Origin of the sequence: Paenirhodobacter sp. (genome assembly GCF_047600745.1) — a bacterium.
GTDB lineage: Bacteria > Pseudomonadota > Alphaproteobacteria > Rhodobacterales > Rhodobacteraceae > Rhodobacter.
The window spans coordinates 672926-696927 of the sequence record NZ_JASGKI010000001.1; the positions used below are offsets into that span (position 1 = coordinate 672926).

Consider the following 24002-nt stretch of genomic DNA (forward strand, 5'->3'; position numbering starts at 1 on the left):
TACTCCCGACCTTTGGAAACTAGTTCCAGGGTTTCGACAAACTGACGTCTGTCGCCGGGCCTGAACGAATTCAGGCTTCGACGACGACCTTCCAGCGTTTGGTTTTCGAGATCGGCGCGCATTCCTCGATACGGACGGAATCGCCGGTCTTGAAAGTGTTTTCCGCGTCATGGGCGCGGTATTTCTTCGACTTCCGCACCGTCTTTTGCAGCAGCGGATGCTTGAAGCGGCGCTCCACGAGGACGGTGATCGTCTGATCGTTCTTGTCCGAGGTGACGACACCTTGCAGGATACGTTTGGGCATCGGAAGAACTCCTTACTTCGCGGCTTCGGCGGCTTGGGCGTTCAGCACCGTCATCACACGGGCCACATCCTTGCGGACGGCGCGCATACGGGCGGTGTTCTCAAGCTGGCCGGTGGCCTGCTGGAAGCGGAGGTTGAAGGCTTCCTTCTTCAGCGCAACGAGCGCGTCGCGAAGCTCATCAGGCGTTTTCGCCTTGAGTTCTTGGGCTTTCATCCCACGGTCCTTTGTTGGCACCGGAAGGCCCGCGAGGGGTCACCTTGGCTCCGGTGGGTTATTACAGAATCCACGGCTCCGGGAGACCCGAATCCGCAAGATGTGCCCGCATACAGGTTCAGGCCCGAAAGGGCAAGTAAAACCTGCCCTTCCCCCACGCGCGCGGCCCGATATGCTGCGCAGCAGGCAATTTGAAAGGGAGCACACCTTGTTCTGGGAGGACATCGGGGAATACCGGACCACGGTTCAACTGGCGCTTGTCGCCGGGCTGACATGGGGTCTTGGCGTCTGGGCCGGACGCGGGCGGGCGCACAGCCGCGACGGCTGGACCTATGCCTATTTCGGCCTGCCGATGAAGCTCATCACGGTCGCGATCGTCGCCATGCCGACCACCGCCCTTCTGCGCAAAGGCGCCACATTGTTCGCGGAACCCTGGCCGGTGATCGTGGCCTTCCTGGCGATGACCGCCGCCTTCTGGTGGCTGTTCTGGGAGATCTTCGTCACGCGTCTGCGCTGGAACGCCGATGGGCTGGAACTGCGCCGCCTGCCCTTCCGGGTGAAATATATCCCTTTCGATCAACTGGAGCGGATCGTCGTTCACCCGATCACCGAGTCGATCAGCTTCATCGGTGCAGACGGCACCCGGATCTGGCTCCCCTATAGCTATCGCACCGGGATGGCCGACCTCAATTTCCGGCTGTCGCAGGAATTGGAAGACCGCGGCGACTGATCGGAACACCCCGCCTTCAGGCGGTGCTATCCGGGATTGCCCCGTGCAAATAGAAAACGCCCGCCGATTTTCATCGACGGGCGCTGTCTGTTTCACGATTCCGCTCAGAATTACCAGTCTTCGCGGGCCACGATCCGGGTCAGGACCGGCAGCTTGTTCGCGCCGAGGCGCAGGGCCTCGCGGGCGATCGTTTCCGACACGCCGTCGATTTCGAACATGATCCGGCCGGGGTGAACGCGGGCCGCCCAGTAATCGACGGAGCCCTTGCCTTTACCCATCCGCACTTCGGTCGGCTTCGAGGACACCGGCACATCCGGGAACACCCGGATCCAGACGCGACCCTGACGCTTCATGTGGCGGGTGATCGCGCGGCGGGCCGCTTCGATCTGACGGGCGGTGACCCGCTCCGGTTCGGTAGCCTTGAGGGCGAAGGAGCCGAAGTTCAGGGCGAAACCGCCCTTGGCTTCGCCGTGGATCCGGCCCTTGTGCTGTTTGCGGAACTTCGTCCGTTTCGGTTGCAGCATCTTTCCCTACTCCTCAGCGCGCGTCGCGGTCACGACGCGGACCGCGCGGAGCCGGACCCTCTTGGGCTTCGGCTTGCTTGCGGTCACGCGCCTGCGGATCATGTTCCATGATCTCGCCCTTGAAGATCCAGACCTTCACGCCGATGATCCCGTAGGGGGTCGACGCTTCGGACAGCGCATAGTCGATGTCGGCGCGCAGCGTATGCAGCGGCACGCGGCCTTCGCGATACCACTCGGTCCGGGCGATTTCGGCCCCGCCGAGGCGGCCACCGACGTTGACCCGGATGCCCAGGGCACCCATGCGCATCGCGTTCTGCACCGCACGCTTCATCGCACGGCGGAACGACACCCGGCGCTCCAGCTGTTGCGCGATCGACTCGGCCACCAGCTGCGCGTCGAGTTCCGGCTTGCGGACTTCGACGATGTTCAGGTGCAGTTCGGACTTGGTGAAGTTCGCGAGCTTCTTGCGCAACGTCTCGATGTCCGCGCCCTTCTTGCCGATGATCACGCCCGGGCGTGCGGCAAAGATGGTGACGCGGCATTTCTTGTGCGGACGCTCGATGATCACGCGGCTGATGCCGGCCTGCTTGACTTCCTCATGGATGAAGTCGCGCATCTTCAGATCTTCGAGCAGCAGATCGCCGTAGTCCTTCGACTCCGCGAACCAGCGGCTGTCCCAGGTGCGGTTGACCTGGAGGCGCATCCCGATCGGGTTGACCTTCTGTCCCATTACGCACGCTCCTCGATCTGACGCACCTTGATGGTGATTTCCGAAAACGGCTTCATGATCTTGCCGAAGCGGCCACGGGCACGCGGACGACCACGCTTCATGACCAGGTTCTTGCCGACCCAGGCTTCCGCGACGACCAGGCTGTCGACGTCGAGGCCGTGGTTATTTTCAGCGTTGGCGATGGCCGATTGCAGGCACTTCTTCACGTCCGCCGAGATCCGCTTGTTCGAGAAGGTGAGGTCGGCCAGCGCCTTGTCCACCTTCTTGCCGCGGATCAGCGCGGCGACGAGATTCAGTTTCTGCGGCGAGGTGCGAAGCATCTTCGTTTTCGCGAAGGCTTCATTGTCCGCCACGCGGCGCGGATTTTGTTCCTTACCCATGGCTCTTACTTCCTCTTGGCTTTTTTGTCGGCGGCATGACCGTAGTAGGTCCGGGTCGGTGCATATTCACCGAACTTCTGGCCGATCATTTCCTCGGTCACGTTGACCGGGATATGCTTCTGGCCGTTGTAGACCCCGAACGTCAGACCAACGAATTGCGGCAGGATGGTCGAGCGACGCGACCAGATCTTGATGACGTCGCTTTTGCCCGATGCGCGCGACTTCTCCGCCTTCTTCAGAAGGTAGGCGTCAACGAACGGGCCTTTCCAAACAGAACGTGCCATATCTTAACGACCCTTCTTAGCTTTGCGCGAACGGAGAATGTACTTGTCCGTCTTCTTGTTCGAGCGGGTCTTCTTGCCCTTGGTGTCCTTGCCCCAGGGCGTCACCGGGGTCCGGCCACCCGAGGTCCGGCCTTCACCACCGCCATGCGGGTGGTCGATCGGGTTCATCGCAACACCGCGGACTGTCGGGCGGATGCCCTTGTGACGCATCCGGCCAGCCTTGCCGAAGTTCTGGTTGGAGTGGTCGGCGTTCGACACGGCACCGATGGTCGCCATGCATTCCTGACGCACGATGCGCAGTTCGCCCGAGGACAGGCGGATCTGGGCATAGCCGCCGTCACGGCCGACGAACTGGGCATAGGTGCCCGCGGCGCGCGCCAACTGGCCACCCTTGCCGGGCTTCAGTTCGACGTTATGGACGATCGTGCCGATCGGCATCCCCGAGAACGGCATCGCGTTGCCCGGCTTGATGTCCTGCTTCGCGCCGGCGATCACCGTATCACCAACAGCAAGGCGCTGCGGCGCCAGGATGTAGGCCAGTTCGCCATCCGCATATTTCACCAGCGCGATGAACGCGGTCCGGTTCGGATCGTATTCGATCCGCTCGACGGTCGCCGCGATATCGAACTTGCGACGCTTGAAATCGACAACCCGGTAGAGACGCTTCGCGCCGCCGCCCTTGTGCCACATCGTGACGCGTCCGGTATTGTTCCGGCCGCCCGTCTTGATCAGACCCTCGGTGAGGGCTTTGACGGGACGACCTTTCCAAAGCTCCGAACGGTCGATCAGAACCAGCCCACGCTGGCCAGGCGTCGTCGGTTTATACGACTTGAGTGCCATGCTCTCTGTCTTCCGTTGCTTTGGACCATAGGTCCGTTCGTTCAGGGGTTGCCCCCGGCTCACGTTCCCGGTTGCCCGGGACCATAAAACTCAGCGGGCCCGGCGAGGGGCCCGCGAGATTCGTGTGGCTTCTATCAGAGGCCCGTGGAAACGTCGATGGTGTTTCCGTCTTCGAGCGTCACATAGGCTTTCTTGACGTCCGAGCGGACCCCGGCCTGACCGCGGAACCGCTTGGTCTTGCCCTTGGTCACCAGCGTATTCACCGCCTTGACCTTGACGCCGAAGAGCGCCTCGACCGCTTCCTTGATCGCGGGCTTGGTGGCCGTGGGGGCCACGCGGAAGACCACCGCACCATTTTCCGAGGCCATGGTGGCCTTTTCGGTGATGACGGGCTTCACGATCACATCGTAATGTTCGGGTTTCGCGCTCATTTCAGGCGAGCCTCCAGAGCTTCGACACCGGCCTTCGTGATGACCAGGGTCTCACGACGCAGGATGTCATAGACGTTCGCGCCCATCGACGGCAGGATGTCCAGGCCTTCGATGTTGCGCGAGGCGACCAGGAAGTTCTGGTTCACTTCGGCACCGTCGATCACCAGAACCTTCTTCCAGCCCAGTTCCTTCGCGGCCTTGGCCAGCAGCTTGGTCTTGGCTTCGGCGAGTTCCGCCACATCGAGAACGACCAGGTTGCCCGCCTTCGCCTTGGCCGAAAGCGCATGCTTCAGGCCGAGCGCACGGAACTTCTTCGGCAGGTCATGGGCGTGCGACCGCGGGGTCGGGCCCTTGTAGACGCCACCGTGACGGAAGATCGGAGCCTTCTTGGACCCGTGACGTGCGCCGCCGGTGCCCTTCTGCTTGTAGATCTTCTTCGTCGAATAGCTGACGTCCGACTTGCCCAGCACCGAATGGGTGCCTGCCTGGGCCTTCGCACGCTGCCAGCGCACGACGCGGTGCAGGATGTCCGCACGCGGCTCCAGACCGAAGATGTCATCGGCGAGTTCGATTTCACCGGCCTTGCCGGCGTCGAGCTTGATCACATCGAGTTTCATGCTTCACCCCCTTCGACCGAAACTTCTTCGGCCGGAGCAGCAGCGGCGCCCTTCAGAGCGGCCGGGAACGGAACGTCCGACGGCAGCGGCTTCTTGACGGCATCCTTGACGGTGACCCAGCCACCCTTCGCGCCGGGCACCGAGCCCTTCACGAGGATCAGGCCACGCTCGGCATCGGTCTTGACGACCTGGATGTTCTGCGTGGTCACACGCACGGCGCCCAGATGGCCAGCCATCTTCTTGCCCTTGAACACCTTGCCCGGATCCTGGCACTGGCCGGTCGAACCATGCGAACGGTGCGAAATCGACACACCGTGCGAGGCCCGCAGACCGCCGAAGTTGTGCCGCTTCATGACGCCCGCGAAGCCCTTACCGATCGAGGTGCCGGCGATGTCGACGAACTGACCGGCATTGTAGTGCTCGGCCGAAATCTCCGCGCCCACTTCGATCAGGTTTTCCGGATCGACGCGGAATTCCGCCAGCTTGCGCTTCGGCGCCACATTCGCTTTCGCGAAATGGCCACGCATCGCCGCCGTCGTCCGCTTCGCCTTGGCTTCGCCCGCGCCGAGCTGAACAGCGGTGTAGCCATCCTTCTCTTCGGTGCGTTGTGCCACGACTTGCAGCGCGTCGAGTTGCAGAACCGTCACCGGAACCTGCTTGCCGTCTTCGAGGAACAGCCGGGTCATGCCCAGCTTCTTGGCGATAACACCAGAACGTTGAGTCATGGTGAACCTCCTCAGACCTTGATCTCGACATCGACACCCGCAGCGAGGTCGAGCTTCATCAGCGCGTCCACGGTTTGCGGGGTCGGGTCAACGATGTCCAGAAGACGCTTGTGCGTGCGGATTTCCCACTGGTCGCGCGACTTCTTGTCGATGTGCGGACCACGGAGAACCGTAAATTTCTCGATCTTGTTCGGCAGCGGAATCGGACCGCGCACCTGTGCACCCGTGCGCTTCGCGGTGTTGACGATTTCCTGGGTGCTGGCGTCCAGCACGCGGTAATCGAACGCCTTGAGCCGGATGCGGATATTTTGACCACTCATTTAGTCTTGCCTCTCGCAGGGGCCTGGAAGGTTGAGAGGCAGACACCGCCGAATGCGACGCCTGCATCGAACCACATAAAACAAAGACAGGCCACCATACCCGGCAGCCACGCCCTTAAGCGCGCCGATTCTCGTCAGAATGGCAATGCTGCGGTGCTATGGAGGAAAAGCGCGGCTGCGTCAAGCCGCTTCGCCCCATCCTCATCGCCCGGACCCCGACAGCCCCGGGATGGGCCATCCGGCTATTTCTTCACGCCCAGTATATAGTCAACGCCCTCAAGGAGGTTGGGACCGGCAGCCTTCAGATGCTTGTCCAAGGCCGACCTTATCGCGTGATCGGTGAAATGATCTCTCAACGCATTGAAGTCCATCTTTTCACGGTCGAAATCCGAAACCGTCCATTCTCTCGGAACACGCGCCTCCACCGGCCCTCCGGCATCAGAATGGGCCATGACGATCACCCCGGCATTCCGGGCATGCCCGATCTCCTCCGGTCCCCTTGCCGGCTCCGCCCCCGACGCGGGCGCCGTTGACAGAACGTGGTCGAGTCTGTCGCGCAACTCGGCGTCCGCACGTTTCAGATCCCGCTCCAGACCGTCGAACCAGGCCTTGATCGTTTTCGTTGCATCGGTGAAAGGCCGCCCGTCTTGCAGCCTGACCTTCCCGACCTTCTTGAGCAGGGCTTTGGTTTCCTCTCGGAATTGATGCAGCGCCGCAGCGGACTCCGGCGACGGACCGCCCTGAAGCAGCGATTGATGCCGGTCCAGATGCGCCCTCACCTCCTCAACCAGCCCCGCATTCGCGTCGGAAAGAACCCGTTCAATAGCCTCCAGGTCCAATGAAAACAGATTATTCCCGCGATGCTCTCGTGCCACAGATGCTCTCCGGATGACCGATGTCCGACCATAGGCAGCCCCGGAACCAGACACAATGGGGCATTACCCCACACATCCGGCTTCCCGAAGCAACCACGACACATCCCGATTTCAGGGGCATCACGGAAAACCAACGCCCACGCCTGTGCGGCTTCGCTCCCTGTCGCACGGGGGAGACGTTCCGCCGACCTGCCCAGCGGGTCCGCCCGGCGCGTGTGAAAACCGCCGCCGCCATGCAAAAGGCCGCCCCGGAGGGCGGCCTTTGTTGTCCGATCAGGACAAGATCACTTGAGGATCTTCGAGACGACGCCCGCGCCGACGGTGCGGCCGCCTTCGCGGATGGCGAAGCGCAGCTTTTCTTCCATCGCGATCGGGGCGATCAGTTCGACCGTGAACTTCAGGTTGTCGCCCGGCATCACCATTTCGGTGCCTTCCGGCAGCTTCACCGTCCCGGTCACGTCCGTCGTGCGGAAGTAGAACTGCGGCCGGTAGTTCGCGAAGAACGGCGTGTGGCGACCGCCTTCTTCCTTCGTCAGGATGTAGGCTTCGGCCTCGAACTCGGTGTGCGGCGTCACCGAGCCCGGCTTCGCCAGAACCTGACCGCGTTCCACGCCGTCACGGTCCACACCGCGCAGCAGCGCGCCGATGTTGTCGCCCGCCTCGCCGCGATCCAGCAGCTTGCGGAACATTTCAACGCCGGTGCAGGTGGTCTTCTTCGTCGGGCGGATGCCGACGATTTCCAGTTCGTCACCCACGTTCACCGCGCCGCGCTCGACACGGCCGGTCACCACGGTCCCGCGGCCCGAGATCGAGAACACGTCTTCGATCGGCATCAGGAACGGCAGGTCCACGGCGCGTTCCGGCGTCGGGATGTAGTCGTCGACCGCCGACAGCAGCGCACGGATCGAATGCTCGCCGATTTCCGGATCGCGGCCTTCCAGCGCCGCCAGCGCCGAACCCTTCACGATCGGAATGTCGTCGCCCGGATAGCCGTAGGCCGACAGCAGTTCGCGGATTTCCATTTCCACGAGCTCCAGCAGCTCTTCGTCGTCAACCTGGTCGATCTTGTTCATGTAGACGACCATGTAGGGGATGCCCACCTGACGGCCGAGCAGGATGTGCTCGCGCGTTTGCGGCATCGGGCCGTCCGCGGCGTTCACAACCAGGATCGCGCCGTCCATCTGCGCCGCGCCGGTGATCATGTTCTTCACATAGTCCGCGTGGCCGGGGCAGTCGACGTGCGCATAATGGCGCTTCTCGGTCTCATACTCAACGTGCGCCGTCGAGATCGTGATCCCGCGCGCCTTCTCTTCCGGCGCTCCGTCGATCTGGTCGTAGGCCTTGAATTCACCGAAATACTTCGTGATCGCCGCCGTCAGCGTCGTCTTCCCATGGTCAACGTGACCAATCGTCCCGATGTTGACGTGCGGTTTCGTCCGTTCAAACTTTGCCTTTGCCATACTGGCCTCCTGGTGTTCCTGAAACGTGGGCGCTGGCGCCGGGTTGCCCCGGCGCCCTCACATCACGCGTATTTCTTTTGGATCTCGTCCGAGATGTTCTGCGGAACGGCTTCGTAGTGATCGAAGATCATGGTGAAGACCGCACGGCCCGAGGACATCGAACGCAGGTTGTTGATGTAGCCGAACATGTTCGCGAGCGGCACGAAGGCGTTGATCACGTTCGCGTTGCCGCGCGTGTCCTGCCCCTGCACCATGCCCCGACGCGAGGTCAGGTCGCCGATGATGCCGCCGGTATACTCTTCCGGGGTCACCACTTCGACCTTCATGATCGGTTCGAGCAGCTTCGCGCCGGCCTTCTTGAGGCCTTCGCGCATCGCCGCACGGGTCGCGATTTCGAACGCCAGCACCGAGGAGTCGACGTCGTGGAACGCACCGTCGATCAGCGCGACCTTGAAGTCGATCACCGGGAAGCCCGCCAGCGGACCGGAGTCCATGACCGACTTGATGCCCTTTTCGACACCCGGGATATATTCCTTCGGAACCGCACCGCCGACGATCTTCGACTCGAACGAATAGCCTTCGCCCGGCTCGGTCGGCGTGATCACCAGCTTCACGCGCGCGAACTGACCGGTGCCACCGGTCTGTTTCTTGTGCGTGTAGTCGATTTCCGCCTCTTGCGAGATCGTTTCACGATAGGCCACCTGCGGCGCACCGATATTCGCCTCGACCTTGAACTCGCGCCGCATGCGGTCGACGAGGATGTCGAGGTGAAGTTCGCCCATGCCCTTCATGATCGTCTGGCCCGACTCGAAGTTGGTCTCGACGCGGAAGGACGGATCTTCGGCCGCCAGACGTGCCAGCGCGAGGCCCATCTTTTCCTGGTCGGCCTTCGACTTCGGCTCGACGGCGATTTCGATCACCGGCTCGGGGAAGGTCATGGTTTCCAGAACCACCGGCTTCGCGGGATCGCAAAGCGTATCCCCCGTGGTGGTTTCCTTCAGACCCGCCAGCGCGATGATGTCGCCCGCGAAGGCTTCTTCGATTTCCTCGCGGTTGATGGCGTGCATCATCATCATCCGGCCGACGCGTTCCTTCTTGCCCTTGGTGGCATTGAGGATCGAATCGCCCTTCTTCATCTGGCCCGAGTAGATCCGGGTGAAGGTCAGCGAACCGACGAAGGGGTCGTTCATGATCTTGAACGCCAGCGCCGAGAAGGGTTCGCTATCCGCCGGATGCCGTTCGATGTTCCGGGTTTCCGTCTCGTCGCCCGGGGCGAAGCCGACATAGGCCGGCACGTCGAGCGGGCTCGGCAGGTAGTCGATCACCGAGTTCAGAACCGGCTGAACGCCCTTGTTCTTGAACGACGAACCTGCGGTCACCGGAACGAAGGCCATCGCCAGCGTGCCCTTGCGGATCAGCTTGCGCAGGGTGTCCACATCCGGCTCGGTGCCTTCGAGATAGGCTTCCATCGCCGCGTCGTCCTGCTCGACAGCCAGTTCGACCAGCTTGCCGTGCCACTCATCGGCCACGTCCTTCAACTCGTCACGGATGTCGCGGATTTCCCACGAGGCGCCCAGGTCTTCGCCCTGGTAGACCCATTCCTTCATCAGAACGAGGTCGACGATGCCTTCCAGCTTGTCCTCGGCGCCGATCGGCAGGGCGATCGGGCACGGGGTCGCGCCGGTGCGGTCCTTGATCATCTGCACGCACTTGAAGAAGTCCGCGCCGATCTTGTCCATCTTGTTGACGTAGACGATCCGCGGAACCTTGTAGCGGTCGGCCTGACGCCAGACGGTTTCGGTCTGCGGTTCGACACCGGCGTTGGCATCGAGCAGGCAGACCGCACCATCGAGCACCGCCAGCGAACGTTCGACTTCGATGGTGAAGTCGACGTGGCCGGGGGTGTCGATGATGTTGAACCGATACTTCGGACCCTCATGGGTACCGTCCACGGTGCGCTGCCAGAAGGTGGTGGTCGCAGCCGAGGTGATGGTGATGCCCCGTTCCTGCTCCTGTTCCATCCAGTCCATCGTCGCGGCGCCGTCGTGGACTTCGCCGATCTTGTGCGACTTTCCGGTGTAGTACAGGATCCGCTCGGTCGTGGTGGTCTTGCCCGCGTCGATGTGGGCCATGATCCCGAAGTTGCGGTAAAGGTCGAGGGGGTATTCGCGTGCCATGAGGGCTTCCTCTCTTACCAGCGGTAGTGGCTGAATGCCTTGTTGGCATCGGCCATCTTGTGGGTGTCTTCGCGCTTCTTCACAGCCGAACCACGCGAATTCATCGCGTCGAGCAGTTCGCCCGCCAGACGCTCTTCCATCGTGTGTTCGTTGCGGTTCTTCGCGGCCGTGATCAGCCAGCGGATCGCCAGCGCCTCACGGCGGGTCGGACGCACTTCGACCGGAACCTGGTAGGTGGCCCCGCCGACGCGGCGCGACCGGACTTCGACGGCCGGCTTCACGTTGTCGAGCGCTTCGTGGAACACTTCCACCGGCTCGCGCTTCAGCTTGCCCTCTACGCGCTCCAGCGCGTTGTAGACGATGCGTTCGGCGACAGATTTCTTGCCGTCGATCATCAGGTTGTTCATGAACTTGGTCAGAACCCGGTCGCCATACTTGGCGTCGGGCAGGACTTCGCGTTTTTCAGCGGCGTGACGACGAGACATATTTCACACTCCTCACTTCGGCCGCTTCGCGCCGTACTTCGACCGGCGTTGACGACGATCCTTGACGCCTTGGGTATCCAGCACACCGCGCAGGATGTGGTAACGGACACCCGGAAGGTCCTTCACACGGCCGCCGCGGATCAGAACAACGGAGTGTTCTTGCAGGTTGTGCTTTTCGCCCGGGATGTAGGAGATGACCTCGAAGCCGTTCGTCAGGCGCACCTTGGCGACCTTACGCATAGCGGAGTTCGGTTTCTTCGGCGTCGTGGTATAGACGCGCGTGCAGACACCGCGCTTCTGCGGGCACTGCTGAAGGTGTTGCGACTTGGATCGCACCACCTTGGGCTGCCGCGGCTTGCGGATCAGCTGCTGGATGGTAGGCATTCGGTTCCCCGTCTTGCTCTGTCAATACTCGCGCCAGAACCCGGTTTCCCGCATCTTGACGCGCCACTTCTCGACGACGTTTCATGCGGATCATGAAACGCCAATTCCATCCCCCGCCCGAAGGCCGCGGATGTGCCGATGTCCCAGAGGATCTGGGTTGTCGGCCCGGATCTTACCAGAAATGTTCCCGCCGGGCAGACTGCGCCCGTCAGGTGGCTCGCGCTATAGGCGGAGTCGCCCGCCTTGTCAACCGCGCCTCCACGTCAGGAGGGCGTAGAGCCCCCAGCCCACGGCGAGCGTGAGCAGCGTGGCAAAGACCGCATCCGAGGCGAAGTGCCGCCCCGTCGTGAGCCGCTGCACCGTGATGAAAACCGGGATCAGAACGCCCGCCACCCGCAGATAGATCCGCTGCCACGGCTCCAGCCGCCAGACCGCCGACACCAGCCACAGCGCCACACCTAGCGCCACGGCGGCGGAGACTTCGCCCGAGACGAAGGCGCAGTTCTTCGCGCATTGATCCGCGAAACTTCCCGCCGGTGTGAACAGCCGGTCGCCGCCGAATTCGATAATATCCGCCGGACGCGCCCGCCCCGAATGGCTTTTCAGCCATCCATTCGCCAAAAGACCCGGCGCCAGCAGGAACAGCCCCGCGACAAAGCCCCAGGCCCGCGCACCCATCCCCAGCACGTCGCGCCCCTTCAGCCCCGCGCGGATCCACGCGACCAGCGCAACAGCGAAGACCACGATCTCCGCATTCCACAGCGCATTGCGCAGAAAGTCCCACAGCGGCCGGTCGATCAGCGTGAACCCGGCGCCGTCGCGCCAGAACAGCCGCGCAATATCCAGATCGACCGACGGCGCGCCCCAGAACAGCACCCCCGCCGCCAGCCATCCCGCCAGCAACCAACGTCCAGTCAGGCTCAGGTCAATCCGCGGCAGCAAGGCAGTCTCCTGTCACAATATAGGGGGTGATGTTCTTCCCCGCCCAGACACCCGACGCATTCAGGATCCCGGCAGGCGGCACATCGCCCTGCCCGCAATCCATCGGACCGCGCCGGATCACCAGAATGCGGCCATCGAAGCCTTCGGGCAACGGGAAGTTCTGTTCGTAATAGTTGCGCGGCCGACCCTCGGCACGCGGGGCATAGACCGTCACGCCCGCATCCCGTCCGATATAGAACAGATCGGCGAGGATATCGCGGTCCGACGCATAGACCGGCACATCCTCGGCCTGCGCCAGCGCTAGGATGCGGCGGCTCAGCTCGGCCCGGCCCAGATAGCGGTTCAGCGCGGGCTTGCCATGGAGTTCCGGCCAGGGCGCCGCCACGATCAGCAGCGGCACCAGCAGCGCCGCCACCATATTGACCACCAGCGCCGCCCATCGACCCCAGGGCGGCAGCATCAGCACCGCTGCGATCACCCCGGTGAAATAGGCCGCCACCGCCCAGTTCGCATAGGCCTTGCCCAGAAGCGCCTGCACCGTGACGACGATCAGCGGCGGCAGCGACAGAAGCGCCAGCGCCCGGACATCCCCGCCACGCCCCCGCACGATCGCCCAGAGCAGCGCCGCCATCGTCACCGGGCCGAACACACCGAACTGGCTCAGGACGAATTCCGCCATCGACGCCCAGTTCAGCGCCGCCCCCGTGCGCACCCAGCCAACATTGTCCATCGTATGCTCGACGGTCGCCAGTTGATGCGTCAGGTTCCAGACCACATTGGGCGCGATCACCACGGCAAAGGCCAGCCCCATCAGCACCGTATTGCGCCAGCCGATCCGCCGCGCGGGCACGAACAGCATCGCCAGCCCCGCCCCCATGAACATGTAGAAGGCCACATATTTCGCCATGAAGGCCGCGCCGGTGCAGACCCCCGCAATCAGCGCATCGCGTGGCGCCCGCGTCTCGCCCGCGCGCCAGAAGAACAACGCGGCACCCGCATAGAACGGCGCCATCACCGTATCGGTCGAGATCATCACCGAGCCGACGGCCACGAAAGGCAGCGAAACGTAAAGCACCGCCGTCCACAGCGCCGCCTTCGCCCCCGCGATCCGCGCCGCCAGCGCCCCCAGGATCAGCGCCGTGATCCCATGCAGCAGCGCCCCCGGCATCCGCAGCCAGAACGGCGCATCCGACCCCGCCAGATCCGTCACCAGCCGGATCACCCAGCCGATCAGCGGCGGCTTCGAATAATAGCCGAAATCCAGCCGCTGACCCCAGAGCCAGTATTGCGCCTCGTCGACGAAAATATCGGTGCGGTCGAAGGCCAGCGCCAGCAGCCGCAGCGCCGTCAGCGCGGCGACAAAGGCCAGCGCGGGCCGAAGCCAGCCGGTCCTATCGGCGCTTTGCATGGATCAGCCAGAGATTGCGCATATAGATGACCACACCCAGCCCCTGCCCCAGGATGAACACCGGATCGGCGCGGTAGACGGCATAGCTGAGCAGCATCACCCCGCCCGCGAGCGAGAAATACCAGAAGGCCACCGGCATGACGGAATCCTTCGCGCGTTCGGAGGCGATCCATTGCACCACGAAGCGCGCCGTGAACATCAACTGCGCGGCGAAACCGAAAAGCACCCAGAGCAGTTCGCTCACCGAGTCGACATGAAACAGGCGTTCGAGCCATTCGGTCATCGCGTCACCTCGGTCGGTCGCGCCTTCTTGCGGCGGCGGATCAGCCAGGCGACGCCCATCAGATCCGAAATCCCGACCAGCCCGCGCTGAAGGTTGTTGTAATGCGAGTGCCCGCCCCCGCGCGGCCGGTGGCTGACATCGACATGCGCCACCTGCCAGCCGTCACGCGTGAACAGCGCGGGCAGGTAGCGGTGCATGTGGTCGAAATAGGGCAGCTCCAGAAAGGCGTCGCGCCGGAACCCCTTCAGCCCGCAGCCGGTGTCTCGGGTATGGTCGTGCAGCACCCGCGCCCGCAGCGCATTCGCGAATTTCGAGGCATAGCGTTTCGACCAGCTATCCTGCCGCCCGACACGCTGTCCGGCCACCAGCCCCACCGCAGGATCGGCGAGCGGCGCCAGCAGCTTCGGCAGTTCTCCGGGCGGGTTCTGCCCGTCGCCGTCCAGCGTGCAGCAGATCGCCCCGCGCGCGGCCCTCACGCCGGAATGCACTGCCGCCGATTGCCCGCCCGAACGGTCGTGGCGCAGCACCCGCAGATGCGGCGCCTGCCGGGCCGCCAGAACCGCTGCCATCCCGTCATCCGAGGCATCATCGACCACGATCACCTCGTAATCGTGCCCGGCCATCGCCGCGTCGATCCCGTCGAGCAGAGCCTCGATATTCTCCGCTTCGTTCTTCGCGGGAATCACGATGGATATATCTGTCACTGAAAGGCCCTCTCTGCCCGGGGTCGGGAGCGGCTTTTATTAACCGCTGCCCGATGGGTTGTAAACGGAGCAGCCCGGATTGCGAAAGCCCCGCACGCATGGCGCACGGGGCTGATTTCAAACCGGGAAACGGTGATCAGAATTGGCTTTCCGGTGTTTCGACCGGGCCGGTCTGCACATCGCTGCCGGTGTCGATCGGTGCCGCCAGTGCCGCGGCAGCTTCGGCCTCGGCCCGGCGGGCCTCGATGACCTTGCTGTCGCGATCGGCCGCGATCTTGCGCACCCGGGTGGTGGCGCCACCCGTGCCCGCCGGGATCAGACGACCGACGATCACGTTCTCCTTCAGGCCGACGAGCTTGTCGCGCTTGCCCTGGGTCGAGGCTTCGGTCAGCACGCGGGTCGTTTCCTGGAACGAGGCCGCCGAGATGAAGGACCGCGTTTGCAGCGACGCCTTGGTGATGCCCAGCAGCACGGGTTCCCCCGTCGCCGGACGGCCACCGCGGGCCTCGACCTTGGCGTTCTCTTCCTCGAACTCCTGCTTGTCGATGTTCTCGCCCTTCAGCAGCGTCGTATCGCCGGAATCGAGGATCTCGATCTTTTGCAGCATCTGGCGAACGATCACCTCGATGTGCTTGTCGTTGATCTTCACCCCTTGCAGACGATAGACGTCCTGAACCTCGTCGATCAGATAGTCGGCCAGCGCCTCGATCCCCATGATCCGCAGGATGTCGTGCGGCGCCGGGTTGCCGTCCATGATGTAGTCACCCTTCTGCACGAAGTCGCCTTCCTGCACCGGGATGTGCTTGCCTTTCGGCACCATGTATTCGACGGGCTCGTGCCCTTCCTGCGACGGCTCGATGGTGATGCGGCGCTTGTTCTTGTAGTCCTTGCCGAAGCGGACATAGCCGTCCATTTCCGCGATGATCGCGTGATCCTTCGGGCGACGGGCCTCGAACAGTTCGGCCACACGCGGCAGACCGCCGGTGATGTCCTTCGTCTTCGCCCCTTCGCGCGGGATCCGCGCCACCGTGTCACCGGCCTTCACGTCCTGCCCATCCTCGACCGACAGAATCGCGTCGACCGACATCGGATAGGTCACCGGGTGACCCGCGTCGTTGCGGACGGGCTCGCCATCCTCGTTGACGATGATCAGTTCCGGCTTCAGGTCGTTGCCCTTCGGCGCGGTGCGCCAGTCGACCACGATCTTCTGCGTCATGCCGGTGGCTTCGTCGGTTTCCTCCTTCACGGAGATCCCCGAAACCAGGTCCACGAACCGCACCTTACCCGCCTTTTCGGCGATGATCGGCAGGGTATAGGGATCCCATTCGAACAGCTTGGCGCCGCGCTTGATGCTGTCGCCTTCCTTGACGTGCAGCTTCGAGCCGTAGGTCAGCTTGTAGGCCACCCGCTCGCTGCCGTGATCGTCCATGATCGCGATCTGCATGTTCCGGCCCATCACGATCTGGTCGCCGTTTTCGGCGACGAGCAGCGACGGGTTGCGGAACTCGACCTTGCCCTCTTGCGAGGCTTCCTGGAACGACTGCTGGCCACCCTGCGCGATGCCGCCGATGTGGAAGGTCCGCATCGTCAGCTGCGTGCCCGGTTCCCCGATCGACTGCGCCGCGATGATGCCCACCGCTTCGCCGATGTTCACCAGCGTACCACGCGCCAGATCGCGGCCGTAGCAGAGCGCGCAAACGCCCTCCTCGGCCTCGCAGGTCAGTGCCGAACGGATCCGCAGCGACTGCACGCCCGCCTGCTCCAGCAGGTCGGCCTTGCGTTCGTCGATCAACTCGTTCTTGCGCACGATCATGTCGTCCGTGCCCGGAGCAAAGACGTCATCCGCCGCAACCCGGCCCAGAACCCGCTCGGAAAGCGGCGCAACCACCTCACCATCGTTGACCGCCGCCGTCGCGGTGATCGCCCGCTCGGTGCCGCAGTCATGCACGCGCACGATGCAATCCTGCGCCACGTCCACCAGACGGCGGGTCAGATAGCCCGAGTTCGCCGTCTTCAGCGCGGTATCGGCCAGGCCCTTCCGCGCGCCGTGGGTTGAGTTGAAGTATTCAAGAACGGTCAGGCCTTCCTTGAAGTTCGAGATGATCGGCGTTTCAATGATCTCGCCCGAGGGCTTGGCCATCAGGCCGCGCATCCCACCGAGCTGCTTCATCTGCGCCGGCGACCCCCGCGCCCCGGAGTGGGACATCATGTAGACCGAGTTCGGCTCCTGCTCCATCCCCGCGTCATCGACGCGAACGGCGGAGATTTCCTTCATCATCTCGGCCGCGACGGCATCCGAGCACTTCGACCAGGCATCGACGACCTTGTTGTATTTCTCACCCTGGGTGATCAGGCCGTCCATGTATTGCTGTTCGAATTCCTTCACCTGATCGCGAACGTTGTTCACGATGTCCCATTTGGTATCCGGGATCACCATGTCGTCCTTGCCGAAGGAGATCCCGGCCTTGAACGCCTCGCGGAAGCCCATGCCCATGATCTGGTCACAGAAGATCACCGATTCCTTCTGGCCGCAGTAGCGGTAAACGGTGTCGATGACGTTCTGCACGTCCTTCTTCCGCAGCAGGCGGTTCACCAGATCGAACGGCGCCTTGGCGTTGAGCGGCAGGAGCGCGCCCAGACGCAGACGGCCGGGCGTGGTCTCGAACCGCTTGAAGACCTCGTTGCCTTCTTCGTCGATCTGCTTCACCCGCGCCTGGATCTTCGAATGCAGATGCACCGCGCCGGCGTTCAGCGCGTGTTCCACTTCCTCGATCGAACCAAAGACCATGCCTTCGCCCGGCAGGCCCTTGCGCTCCATCGTGGTGTAGTAAAGGCCCAGGATCATGTCCTGCGACGGAACGATGATCGGCGCGCCGTTCGCGGGCGACAGAACGTTGTTCGTCGACATCATCAGCACGCGCGCTTCCAGCTGCGCTTCGAGCGACAGCGGAACGTGAACGGCCATCTGGTCACCGTCGAAGTCGGCGTTGAAGGCCGAGCAGACCAGCGGGTGAAGCTGGATCGCCTTGCCTTCGATCAGCGTCGGCTCGAACGCCTGAATCCCCAGCCGGTGCAGCGTCGGCGCCCGGTTCAGCAGAACCGGATGTTCGCGGATCACTTCGTCGAGAATATCCCAGACTTCCGGGCGTTCCTTTTCGACCAGCTTCTTCGCCTGCTTCACCGTCGAGCTGTAGCCCTTGGCTTCCAGCCGCGAATAGATGAACGGCTTGAACAGTTCGAGCGCCATCTTCTTCGGCAGGCCGCATTGATGCAGCTTCAGTTCCGGCCCGGTCACGATGACCGAACGGCCCGAGAAGTCGACCCGCTTGCCCAGAAGGTTCTGCCGGAACCGGCCCTGCTTGCCCTTGAGCATGTCGGAGAGCGATTTCAGCGGGCGCTTGTTGGTGCCCGTGATGACGCGGCCGCGGCGGCCGTTGTCGAACAGTGCATCGACCGATTCTTGCAGCATCCGCTTTTCGTTGCGGACGATGATGTCGGGCGCGCGCAACTCGATCAGCCGCTTCAGGCGGTTGTTCCGGTTGATCACCCGGCGATACAGGTCGTTCAGGTCCGAGGTCGCGAACCGGCCCCCATCGAGCGGCACCAGCGGGCGCAGTTCGGGCGGGATCACCGGCAGCACGGTCAGGATCATCCATTCCGGACGGTTGCCCGATTCCAGGAAGGACTCGACGATCTTCAGCCGCTTGATGATCTTCTTCGGCTTCAACTCGCCGGTGGCTTCCTTCAGCTCCTCGCGCAGCTGCTCCGCCGTCGCGTCGAGGTCGATCGCCGCCAGCATCTCGCGGATCGCTTCCGCGCCGATATTCGCGGTGAAGGCATCGGCGCCATATTGGTCCTGCGCGTCGAGGTATTCGTCCTCGGTCAGCAACTGGCCATAGGACAGATCGGTCAGGCCCGGCTCGATGACGACATAGTTTTCGAAATACAGGATGCGTTCGAGATCCCGCAGCGTCATGTCCAGCATCAGGCCGATGCGCGAGGGCAGCGACTTGAGGAACCAGATATGCGCAACCGGCGAGGCCAGTTCGATATGGCCCATCCGCTCGCGACGCACCTTTTGCAGCGTGACTTCGACGCCGCATTTTTCACAGACGACGCCGCGGTATTTCATCCGCTTGTATTTGCCGCACAGGCATTCGTAGTCCTTGATCGGCCCGAAGATCCGGGCGCAGAACAGCCCGTCCCGCTCCGGCTTGAACGTGCGGTAGTTGATCGTTTCCGGCTTCTTGATCTCGCCGTAGGACCACGACAGGATCCGCTCGGGCGAGGCGAGCGAGATCTTGATCTCGTCGAACGCCTTCGGCTGGGCGAGCGGGTTGAACGGGTTCTGGGTCAGTTCCTGGTTCATCTGCTATTCCTTGAATGAGAGGTCAGAGGGTGGGGAGCGCCGTGGCGCTCACTCCTCTTCCTCCGAGTCCAGGAGTTCCATGTTGAGGCCGAGGCCCCGGACCTCTTTGACGAGAACGTTGAACGATTCGGGCACGCCCGCCTCGAAATTGTCCTCGCCCTTGACGATGCTTTCGTAGACCTTGGTCCGGCCCGCCACGTCGTCCGACTTGACGGTGAGCATTTCCTGAAGGGTATAGGCGGCGCCATAGGCTTCGAGCGCCCAGACTTCCATTTCCCCCAGACGCTGACCACCGAACTGCGCCTTCCCGCCCAGCGGCTGCTGGGTGACGAGCGAGTAAGGCCCGGTCGAACGCGCGTGCATCTTGTCATCGACAAGGTGGTGCAGCTTCAGGAAGTATTTCACCCCCACGGTGACCGGACGCGCGAACTGCTCCCCGGTGCGGCCGTCGAAGACGATCGACTGGCCGGACTGGTTGAAGCCCGCACGGCGCAGCGCGTCGTTGACATCCGCCTCCTTGGCGCCGTCGAAAACCGGGGTCGCGATCGGCACACCGCCGCGCACCGATTCCGCCAGTTCCACGAAGCGATCCGCCTCCATGTCGGCGAAGACCTCTTCATAGGTCTCGTCGCCATAGCCGTGGCGCATCGCCTCGCGCACCGGGGACATGTCGCCCGAGCGGCGGTATTCGCGCAGGGCTTCGTCGATCTGGATGCCCAGACCGCGCGACGCCCACCCCATATGGGTCTCAAGGATCTGCCCGACGTTCATCCGCGACGGCACGCCCAGCGGGTTCAGCACCAGGTCGACCGGCGTGCCATCCGCGAGGAACGGCATGTCCTCCATCGGAACGATCTTCGACACGACGCCCTTGTTGCCGTGACGACCGGCCATCTTGTCGCCCGCTTGCAGCTTGCGCTTCACGGCGACGAAGACCTTGACCATCTTCATCACGCCCGGAGGCAGGTCGTCGCCGGCGCGAACCTTCTCGACCTTATCCTCGAACCGCAGTTCCAGCGCGCGCTTCTGCACGTTGAACTGATCGTTCAGGGCTTCGACTTCCTTGGCGTCGTTCTCGCCTTCCAGCGCGAGCTGCCACCACTGGCCGCGGCTCAGCGAAGCCAGCAGATCCTCGGTGATCTCCGCCCCGGCCTTGATGCCCTTCGGCCCCTTCACCGCGGTCTTGCCCAGGATGATCTGCTTCAGACGCGCATAGAAGTTGCGCTCAAGGATCGCCAGCTCGTCGTCCCGGTCACGGGCCAGACGTTCGACTTCCTCACGCTCGATCTGGAGCGCGCGTTCGTCCTTGTCCACACCGTGGCGGTTGAACACCCGCACTTCGACGATCGTGCCATAGGCCCCCGGCGGCAAGCGCAGCGACGTGTCGCGCACGTCCGACGCCTTTTCACCGAAGATGGCGCGCAGCAGCTTTTCTTCCGGCGTCATCGGGCTTTCGCCCTTGGGCGTGATCTTGCCGACCAGAATATCCCCCGGCCCCACTTCGGCGCCGATATAGACGATCCCGGCTTCGTCGAGGTTGCGCAGCGCTTCCTCGCCGACGTTCGGAATGTCGCGGGTGATTTCTTCCGGCCCGAGCTTCGTATCCCGCGCGGCGACCTCGTATTCCTCGATATGGATCGAGGTAAAGACGTCATCGCGGTGGATCCGCTCGGAGATCAGGATCGAGTCTTCGTAGTTGTAGCCGTTCCACGGCATGAAGGCCACGACCACGTTCCGACCAAGCGCCAGTTCGCCAAGCTCGGTCGACGGACCATCCGCCACGACCTGACCCTTGGCGATGGTGTCGCCCACCTTCACGATCGGACGCTGGTTGATCGTCGAGGACTGGTTCGAGCGCTTGAACTTGCGCAGACGGTAAATATCCACGCCCGCGTCGCCGATGCCCAGGTCTTCGGTCGCGCGGATAACGATCCGCTGCGCATCGACCTGATCCACGATCCCGCCGCGCTTCGCCATGATCGCGGCGCCCGAGTCACGCGCCACGGTGGCTTCCATGCCGGTGCCGACATAGGGCGCCTCGGCGCGGAGCAGCGGAACCGCCTGACGTTGCATGTTCGCGCCCATCAGCGCGCGGTTGGCGTCGTCGTTTTCAAGGAAGGGAATGAGCGCCGCACCGACCGAAACCAGCTGCTTCGGCGACACGTCGATCAGATCCACCGCTTCCGACGGGTTCAGCATGAATTCGCCCGACTGACGGGTCGAGATCAGGTCGCTGGTGAAGCGGCCTTCGCTGTCGAGGTCGGCGTTCGCCTGCGCGATCGTGTGGCGCATTTCCTCGGTCGCCGACATATAGACGACATCATCGGTCACATGGCCATCGACAACCCGGCGATAGGGGGTTTCGATGAAGCCGTATTTGTTCACGCGGGCAAAGGTGGCCAGCGAGTTGATCAGACCGATGTTCTGGCCTTCGGGCGTTTCGATCGGGCACATCCGGCCGTAATGGGTCGGGTGAACGTCGCGCACCTCGAAGCCCGCGCGCTCGCGGGTCAGACCGCCCGGCCCGAGCGCCGAGAGACGCCGCTTGTGCGTGACTTCGGAGAGCGGGTTGGTCTGGTCCATGAACTGCGACAGCTGCGAGGAGCCGAAGAATTCACGCACCGCCGCCGCCGCCGGTTTGGCGTTGATCAGATCCTGCGGCATCACCGTGTCGATCTCGACCGAGGACATGCGCTCCTTGATCGCCCGCTCCATGCGGAGCAGACCGACGCGGTACTGGTTCTCCATCAGCTCGCCGACCGAGCGCACCCGGCGGTTGCCGAGGTGGTCGATGTCGTCGATCTCACCCTTGCCGTCGCGCAGTTCCACCAGCCCCTTGATGCAGGCGATGATGTCTTCCTTGCGCAGCGTGCGTTGGGTGTCCGGCGCGTCCAGATCCAGCCGCATGTTCATCTTGACCCGGCCCACGGCGCTCAGGTCATAGCGTTCGCTGTCGAAGAACAGCCCGTCGAACATGGTCGAGGCGGCTTCCACGGTCGGCGGCTCGCCCGGGCGCATGACCCGGTAGATGTCCATCAGCGCGGTGTCGCGGTTCCAGTTCTTGTCCGCCGCCATCGTGTTGCGGATGTAGGGGCCGACGGTCACGTTGTCGATGTCCAGCACCGGAATCTCGGTGATGCCGTTGTCGAGCAGCGTCTTGACCGTGCCGCCGACAAGCTGGCCTTCCTTGTCGTAATCGGCGGTCAGTTCCTCGCCCGCTTCGATATAGATGAAGCCGGTGCGTTCGTTGATGATGTCCTTGGCACTGTAGCGGCCCAGGATATGCTCGAACGGAACCAGCAGTTCCTTGACCGCGCCCTCGTCGGCCCATTTCTTGACCATCCGCGGCGTCGCCTTTTCACCGGCGGCCAGGATCACTTCGCCGGTGGCGGCGTCGATCAGGTCATAGGTCGGGCGGGTGCCGCGGACGCGATCCGGGAAGAACGGCGCGACCCAGCCACGCTTGCCCTCGGCGCGGAAGGTGATGGTGTTGTAATAGGCATCCATGATGCCTTCCTGATCCAGCCCGAGCGCATAGAGCAGCGTCGTCACCGGCAGCTTCCGGCGGCGGTCGATCCGCGCGAAGACCAGATCCTTGGCGTCGAATTCGAAATCGAGCCACGAGCCGCGATAGGGAATGATCCGGCAGGCGAACAGCAGCTTGCCCGAGGAATGGGTCTTGCCGCGGTCATGGTCGAAGAACACGCCGGGCGAACGGTGCATCTGGCTCACGATGACCCGCTCGGTGCCGTTCACGATGAACGTCCCGTTATTGGTCATGAGGGGCATGTCCCCCATGAACACGTCCTGTTCCTTGATGTCCTTGACCGAACGCGCGCCGGTGTTTTCGTCCACGTCGAACACGATCAGGCGCAGCGTGACCTTCAGCGGCGCCGAATAGGTCAGGTCGCGCTGCATGCACTCCTCGACGTCGAACTTCGGCTTTTCCAGCTCGTATTTGACGAATTCGAGGATCGCGTTGTCGTTGAAGTCCTTGATCGGGAAAACCGACTGGAACACACCCTGGAGGCCCTCGCCATCCAGCGGCCTGTCGGCGTCGCCCGAGCGCAGGAACAGATCGTAGGAGGCTTTCTGAACCTCGATGAGGTTCGGCATCTCCAGGACTTCGCGGATTTTGCCGTAATAGCGGCGGATGCGCTTCTGACCAACGTATGCGTGAGCCATGCTCGTCGTGACCTTTCGTCTCTTCGCGGGTGCGCATCGTCGGGGCCCGGTGCGCGTCGCAGGCGAATGAAGGAGGGCGGTCCCATACCTGCCCCCCGTCCCACCGGAAGGCTCCCGAACCGCGTCGCCGCCTTGGAGAATGCTTTCGCGAAAGCCCTCTCCGAGACAGCTAAAGCCGGGCCCGGGAAATCCCGGACCCAGCCAAATTCAGGGAAGAGGATGCGGACGCATCCTACCCGATTACTTGAGCTCGACCTTCGCGCCGGCTTCTTCGAGCTTCTTCTTGATCTCTTCGGCTTCGGCCTTCGCCGCGCCTTCCTTGACCTTGCCGCCAGCTTCGACCAGATCCTTGGCTTCCTTCAGGCCAAGGCCGGTGATCGCGCGGACTTCCTTGATCACGTTGATCTTGTTCGCGCCGGCTTCGACCAGAACGACGTCAAATTCGGTCTTTTCTTCGACGGCTTCGGCAGCAGCGGCCGGGCCGGCAACCATGACGGCGCCACCAGCAGCCGGCTCGATGCCGTATTCGTCCTTCAGGATCGTCTTCAGTTCTTGGGCTTCGAGCAGGGTCAGGTTGACGATTTGCTCAGCAAGGGCTTTAAGATCGGCCATTTTTCCGTTCCATTCTGTAT

24 protein-coding genes are annotated in these 24002 nt (G+C 63.2%); 1 reads left to right on the forward strand and 23 read right to left on the reverse strand.

Annotated features, from left to right (window positions below):
• Window positions 1-70: 70 nt before the first annotated feature.
• Together rpsQ and rpmC are read right to left on the reverse strand one after the other, a co-directional pair.
• Window positions 71-304, reverse strand: coding sequence for a 30S ribosomal protein S17 (gene rpsQ / locus QM789_RS03605; RefSeq protein WP_420350590.1), 234 nt, complete (start codon window positions 302-304; stop codon window positions 71-73).
• Between the two features lie 12 nt (window positions 305-316).
• The gene (gene rpmC, locus QM789_RS03610) at window positions 317-517 is read right to left on the reverse strand and encodes a 50S ribosomal protein L29 (protein ID WP_420350591.1); all 201 of its coding nucleotides are present in this window, start codon (window positions 515-517) and stop codon (window positions 317-319) included.
• A 208-nt stretch (window positions 518-725) separates the two neighbouring features.
• Here rpmC and QM789_RS03615 point away from each other — a divergent pair, with 208 nt between their 5' ends.
• Entirely contained in the window at window positions 726-1247 is a 522-nt protein-coding gene (locus QM789_RS03615) for a hypothetical protein (protein ID WP_420350592.1), read from the forward strand.
• A gap of 110 nt (window positions 1248-1357) precedes the next feature.
• Here QM789_RS03615 and rplP read toward each other — a convergent pair whose 3' ends face one another.
• The 21 genes from rplP to rplL all read right to left on the reverse strand — a co-directional run bounded on the left by rplP (window position 1358) and on the right by rplL (window position 23982).
• Window positions 1358-1771: a 50S ribosomal protein L16 gene (gene rplP, locus QM789_RS03620; RefSeq protein WP_420350593.1), complete on the reverse strand. Its 414-nt coding sequence runs from the start codon at window positions 1769-1771 to the stop codon at window positions 1358-1360.
• Window positions 1772-1784: 13 nt separating this feature from the next.
• Window positions 1785-2501, reverse strand: a complete 717-nt coding sequence (gene rpsC, locus QM789_RS03625) for a 30S ribosomal protein S3 (RefSeq protein ID WP_420350594.1) — start codon at window positions 2499-2501, stop codon at window positions 1785-1787.
• Window positions 2501-2881, reverse strand: coding sequence for a 50S ribosomal protein L22 (rplV, locus tag QM789_RS03630; RefSeq protein ID WP_420350595.1), 381 nt, complete (start codon window positions 2879-2881; stop codon window positions 2501-2503). Before rplV ends, rpsC begins: the two co-directional genes overlap by 1 nt.
• Before the next feature lie 5 nt (window positions 2882-2886).
• The gene (gene rpsS / locus QM789_RS03635; RefSeq protein WP_420350596.1) at window positions 2887-3165 is read right to left on the reverse strand and encodes a 30S ribosomal protein S19; all 279 of its coding nucleotides are present in this window, start codon (window positions 3163-3165) and stop codon (window positions 2887-2889) included.
• Window positions 3166-3168: 3 nt separating this feature from the next.
• On the reverse strand, window positions 3169-4005 hold the full coding sequence (gene rplB, locus QM789_RS03640; protein WP_420350597.1) for a 50S ribosomal protein L2: 837 nt from the start codon (window positions 4003-4005) through the stop codon (window positions 3169-3171).
• Window positions 4006-4139: 134 nt separating this feature from the next.
• Window positions 4140-4436: a 50S ribosomal protein L23 gene (locus QM789_RS03645; protein ID WP_420350598.1), complete on the reverse strand. Its 297-nt coding sequence runs from the start codon at window positions 4434-4436 to the stop codon at window positions 4140-4142.
• Complete coding sequence (rplD, locus tag QM789_RS03650) at window positions 4433-5053, reverse strand: 50S ribosomal protein L4 (RefSeq protein WP_420350599.1); 621 nt, start codon at window positions 5051-5053, stop codon at window positions 4433-4435. The genes QM789_RS03645 and rplD overlap by 4 nt, the downstream gene beginning before the upstream one ends.
• Entirely contained in the window at window positions 5050-5778 is a 729-nt protein-coding gene (gene rplC / locus QM789_RS03655; RefSeq protein WP_420350600.1) for a 50S ribosomal protein L3, read from the reverse strand. Before rplC ends, rplD begins: the two co-directional genes overlap by 4 nt.
• Window positions 5779-5789: 11 nt before the next feature.
• Complete coding sequence (gene rpsJ / locus QM789_RS03660) at window positions 5790-6098, reverse strand: 30S ribosomal protein S10 (protein ID WP_013066043.1); 309 nt, start codon at window positions 6096-6098, stop codon at window positions 5790-5792.
• Between the two features lie 242 nt (window positions 6099-6340).
• Complete coding sequence (locus QM789_RS03665) at window positions 6341-6973, reverse strand: hypothetical protein (protein WP_420350601.1); 633 nt, start codon at window positions 6971-6973, stop codon at window positions 6341-6343.
• 284 nt (window positions 6974-7257) lie between these two features.
• Window positions 7258-8433, reverse strand: coding sequence for an elongation factor Tu (gene tuf, locus QM789_RS03670; protein WP_420350602.1), 1176 nt, complete (start codon window positions 8431-8433; stop codon window positions 7258-7260).
• Window positions 8434-8495: 62 nt separating this feature from the next.
• Window positions 8496-10610: an elongation factor G gene (gene fusA, locus QM789_RS03675; RefSeq protein ID WP_420350603.1), complete on the reverse strand. Its 2115-nt coding sequence runs from the start codon at window positions 10608-10610 to the stop codon at window positions 8496-8498.
• Between the two features lie 14 nt (window positions 10611-10624).
• Window positions 10625-11095, reverse strand: coding sequence for a 30S ribosomal protein S7 (gene rpsG, locus QM789_RS03680; RefSeq protein WP_420350604.1), 471 nt, complete (start codon window positions 11093-11095; stop codon window positions 10625-10627).
• Between the two features lie 12 nt (window positions 11096-11107).
• Window positions 11108-11479 (reverse strand): 30S ribosomal protein S12, encoded by a 372-nt coding sequence (rpsL, locus tag QM789_RS03685; protein ID WP_128180653.1) that lies wholly within the window; start codon window positions 11477-11479, stop codon window positions 11108-11110.
• Between the two features lie 246 nt (window positions 11480-11725).
• Window positions 11726-12421 carry a phosphatase PAP2 family protein gene (locus tag QM789_RS03690; RefSeq protein WP_420350605.1) on the reverse strand — a complete coding sequence of 232 codons (696 nt, stop codon included), beginning with the start codon at window positions 12419-12421 and terminating at the stop codon, window positions 11726-11728.
• Window positions 12405-13829: an ArnT family glycosyltransferase gene (locus QM789_RS03695; RefSeq protein ID WP_420350606.1), complete on the reverse strand. Its 1425-nt coding sequence runs from the start codon at window positions 13827-13829 to the stop codon at window positions 12405-12407. The genes QM789_RS03690 and QM789_RS03695 overlap by 17 nt, the downstream gene beginning before the upstream one ends.
• Window positions 13813-14112, reverse strand: coding sequence for a lipid-A-disaccharide synthase N-terminal domain-containing protein (locus QM789_RS03700; protein WP_420350607.1), 300 nt, complete (start codon window positions 14110-14112; stop codon window positions 13813-13815). The genes QM789_RS03695 and QM789_RS03700 overlap by 17 nt, the downstream gene beginning before the upstream one ends.
• Window positions 14109-14816, reverse strand: a complete 708-nt coding sequence (locus QM789_RS03705; RefSeq protein ID WP_420350608.1) for a glycosyltransferase family 2 protein — start codon at window positions 14814-14816, stop codon at window positions 14109-14111. The genes QM789_RS03700 and QM789_RS03705 overlap by 4 nt, the downstream gene beginning before the upstream one ends.
• A 136-nt stretch (window positions 14817-14952) precedes the next feature.
• Complete coding sequence (gene rpoC, locus QM789_RS03710; RefSeq protein ID WP_420350609.1) at window positions 14953-19185, reverse strand: DNA-directed RNA polymerase subunit beta'; 4233 nt, start codon at window positions 19183-19185, stop codon at window positions 14953-14955.
• A 48-nt stretch (window positions 19186-19233) separates the two neighbouring features.
• Window positions 19234-23370 (reverse strand): DNA-directed RNA polymerase subunit beta, encoded by a 4137-nt coding sequence (rpoB, locus tag QM789_RS03715; RefSeq protein WP_420350610.1) that lies wholly within the window; start codon window positions 23368-23370, stop codon window positions 19234-19236.
• 240 nt (window positions 23371-23610) lie between these two features.
• On the reverse strand, window positions 23611-23982 hold the full coding sequence (gene rplL, locus QM789_RS03720) for a 50S ribosomal protein L7/L12 (protein WP_420350611.1): 372 nt from the start codon (window positions 23980-23982) through the stop codon (window positions 23611-23613).
• Between the last annotated feature and the right edge of the window lie 20 nt (window positions 23983-24002).

Coding starts and splice junctions, on each gene's coding strand:
- rpsQ (WP_420350590.1), bottom strand. CDS start 304: ATGCCCAAACGTATCCTGCAAGGTGTCGTCACCTCGGACAAGAACGAT.
- rpmC (WP_420350591.1), bottom strand. CDS start 517: ATGAAAGCCCAAGAACTCAAGGCGAAAACGCCTGATGAGCTTCGCGAC.
- rplP (WP_420350593.1), bottom strand. CDS start 1,771: ATGCTGCAACCGAAACGGACGAAGTTCCGCAAACAGCACAAGGGCCGG.
- rpsC (WP_420350594.1), bottom strand. CDS start 2,501: ATGGGACAGAAGGTCAACCCGATCGGGATGCGCCTCCAGGTCAACCGC.
- rplV (WP_420350595.1), bottom strand. CDS start 2,881: ATGGGTAAGGAACAAAATCCGCGCCGCGTGGCGGACAATGAAGCCTTC.
- rpsS (WP_420350596.1), bottom strand. CDS start 3,165: ATGGCACGTTCTGTTTGGAAAGGCCCGTTCGTTGACGCCTACCTTCTG.
- rplB (WP_420350597.1), bottom strand. CDS start 4,005: ATGGCACTCAAGTCGTATAAACCGACGACGCCTGGCCAGCGTGGGCTG.
- QM789_RS03645 (WP_420350598.1), bottom strand. CDS start 4,436: ATGAGCGCGAAACCCGAACATTACGATGTGATCGTGAAGCCCGTCATC.
- rplD (WP_420350599.1), bottom strand. CDS start 5,053: ATGAAACTCGATGTGATCAAGCTCGACGCCGGCAAGGCCGGTGAAATC.
- rplC (WP_420350600.1), bottom strand. CDS start 5,778: ATGACTCAACGTTCTGGTGTTATCGCCAAGAAGCTGGGCATGACCCGG.
- rpsJ (WP_013066043.1), bottom strand. CDS start 6,098: ATGAGTGGTCAAAATATCCGCATCCGGCTCAAGGCGTTCGATTACCGC.
- tuf (WP_420350602.1), bottom strand. CDS start 8,433: ATGGCAAAGGCAAAGTTTGAACGGACGAAACCGCACGTCAACATCGGG.
- fusA (WP_420350603.1), bottom strand. CDS start 10,610: ATGGCACGCGAATACCCCCTCGACCTTTACCGCAACTTCGGGATCATG.
- rpsG (WP_420350604.1), bottom strand. CDS start 11,095: ATGTCTCGTCGTCACGCCGCTGAAAAACGCGAAGTCCTGCCCGACGCC.
- rpsL (WP_128180653.1), bottom strand. CDS start 11,479: ATGCCTACCATCCAGCAGCTGATCCGCAAGCCGCGGCAGCCCAAGGTG.
- QM789_RS03695 (WP_420350606.1), bottom strand. CDS start 13,829: ATGCAAAGCGCCGATAGGACCGGCTGGCTTCGGCCCGCGCTGGCCTTT.
- QM789_RS03700 (WP_420350607.1), bottom strand. CDS start 14,112: ATGACCGAATGGCTCGAACGCCTGTTTCATGTCGACTCGGTGAGCGAA.
- rpoC (WP_420350609.1), bottom strand. CDS start 19,185: ATGAACCAGGAACTGACCCAGAACCCGTTCAACCCGCTCGCCCAGCCG.
- rpoB (WP_420350610.1), bottom strand. CDS start 23,370: ATGGCTCACGCATACGTTGGTCAGAAGCGCATCCGCCGCTATTACGGC.
- rplL (WP_420350611.1), bottom strand. CDS start 23,982: ATGGCCGATCTTAAAGCCCTTGCTGAGCAAATCGTCAACCTGACCCTG.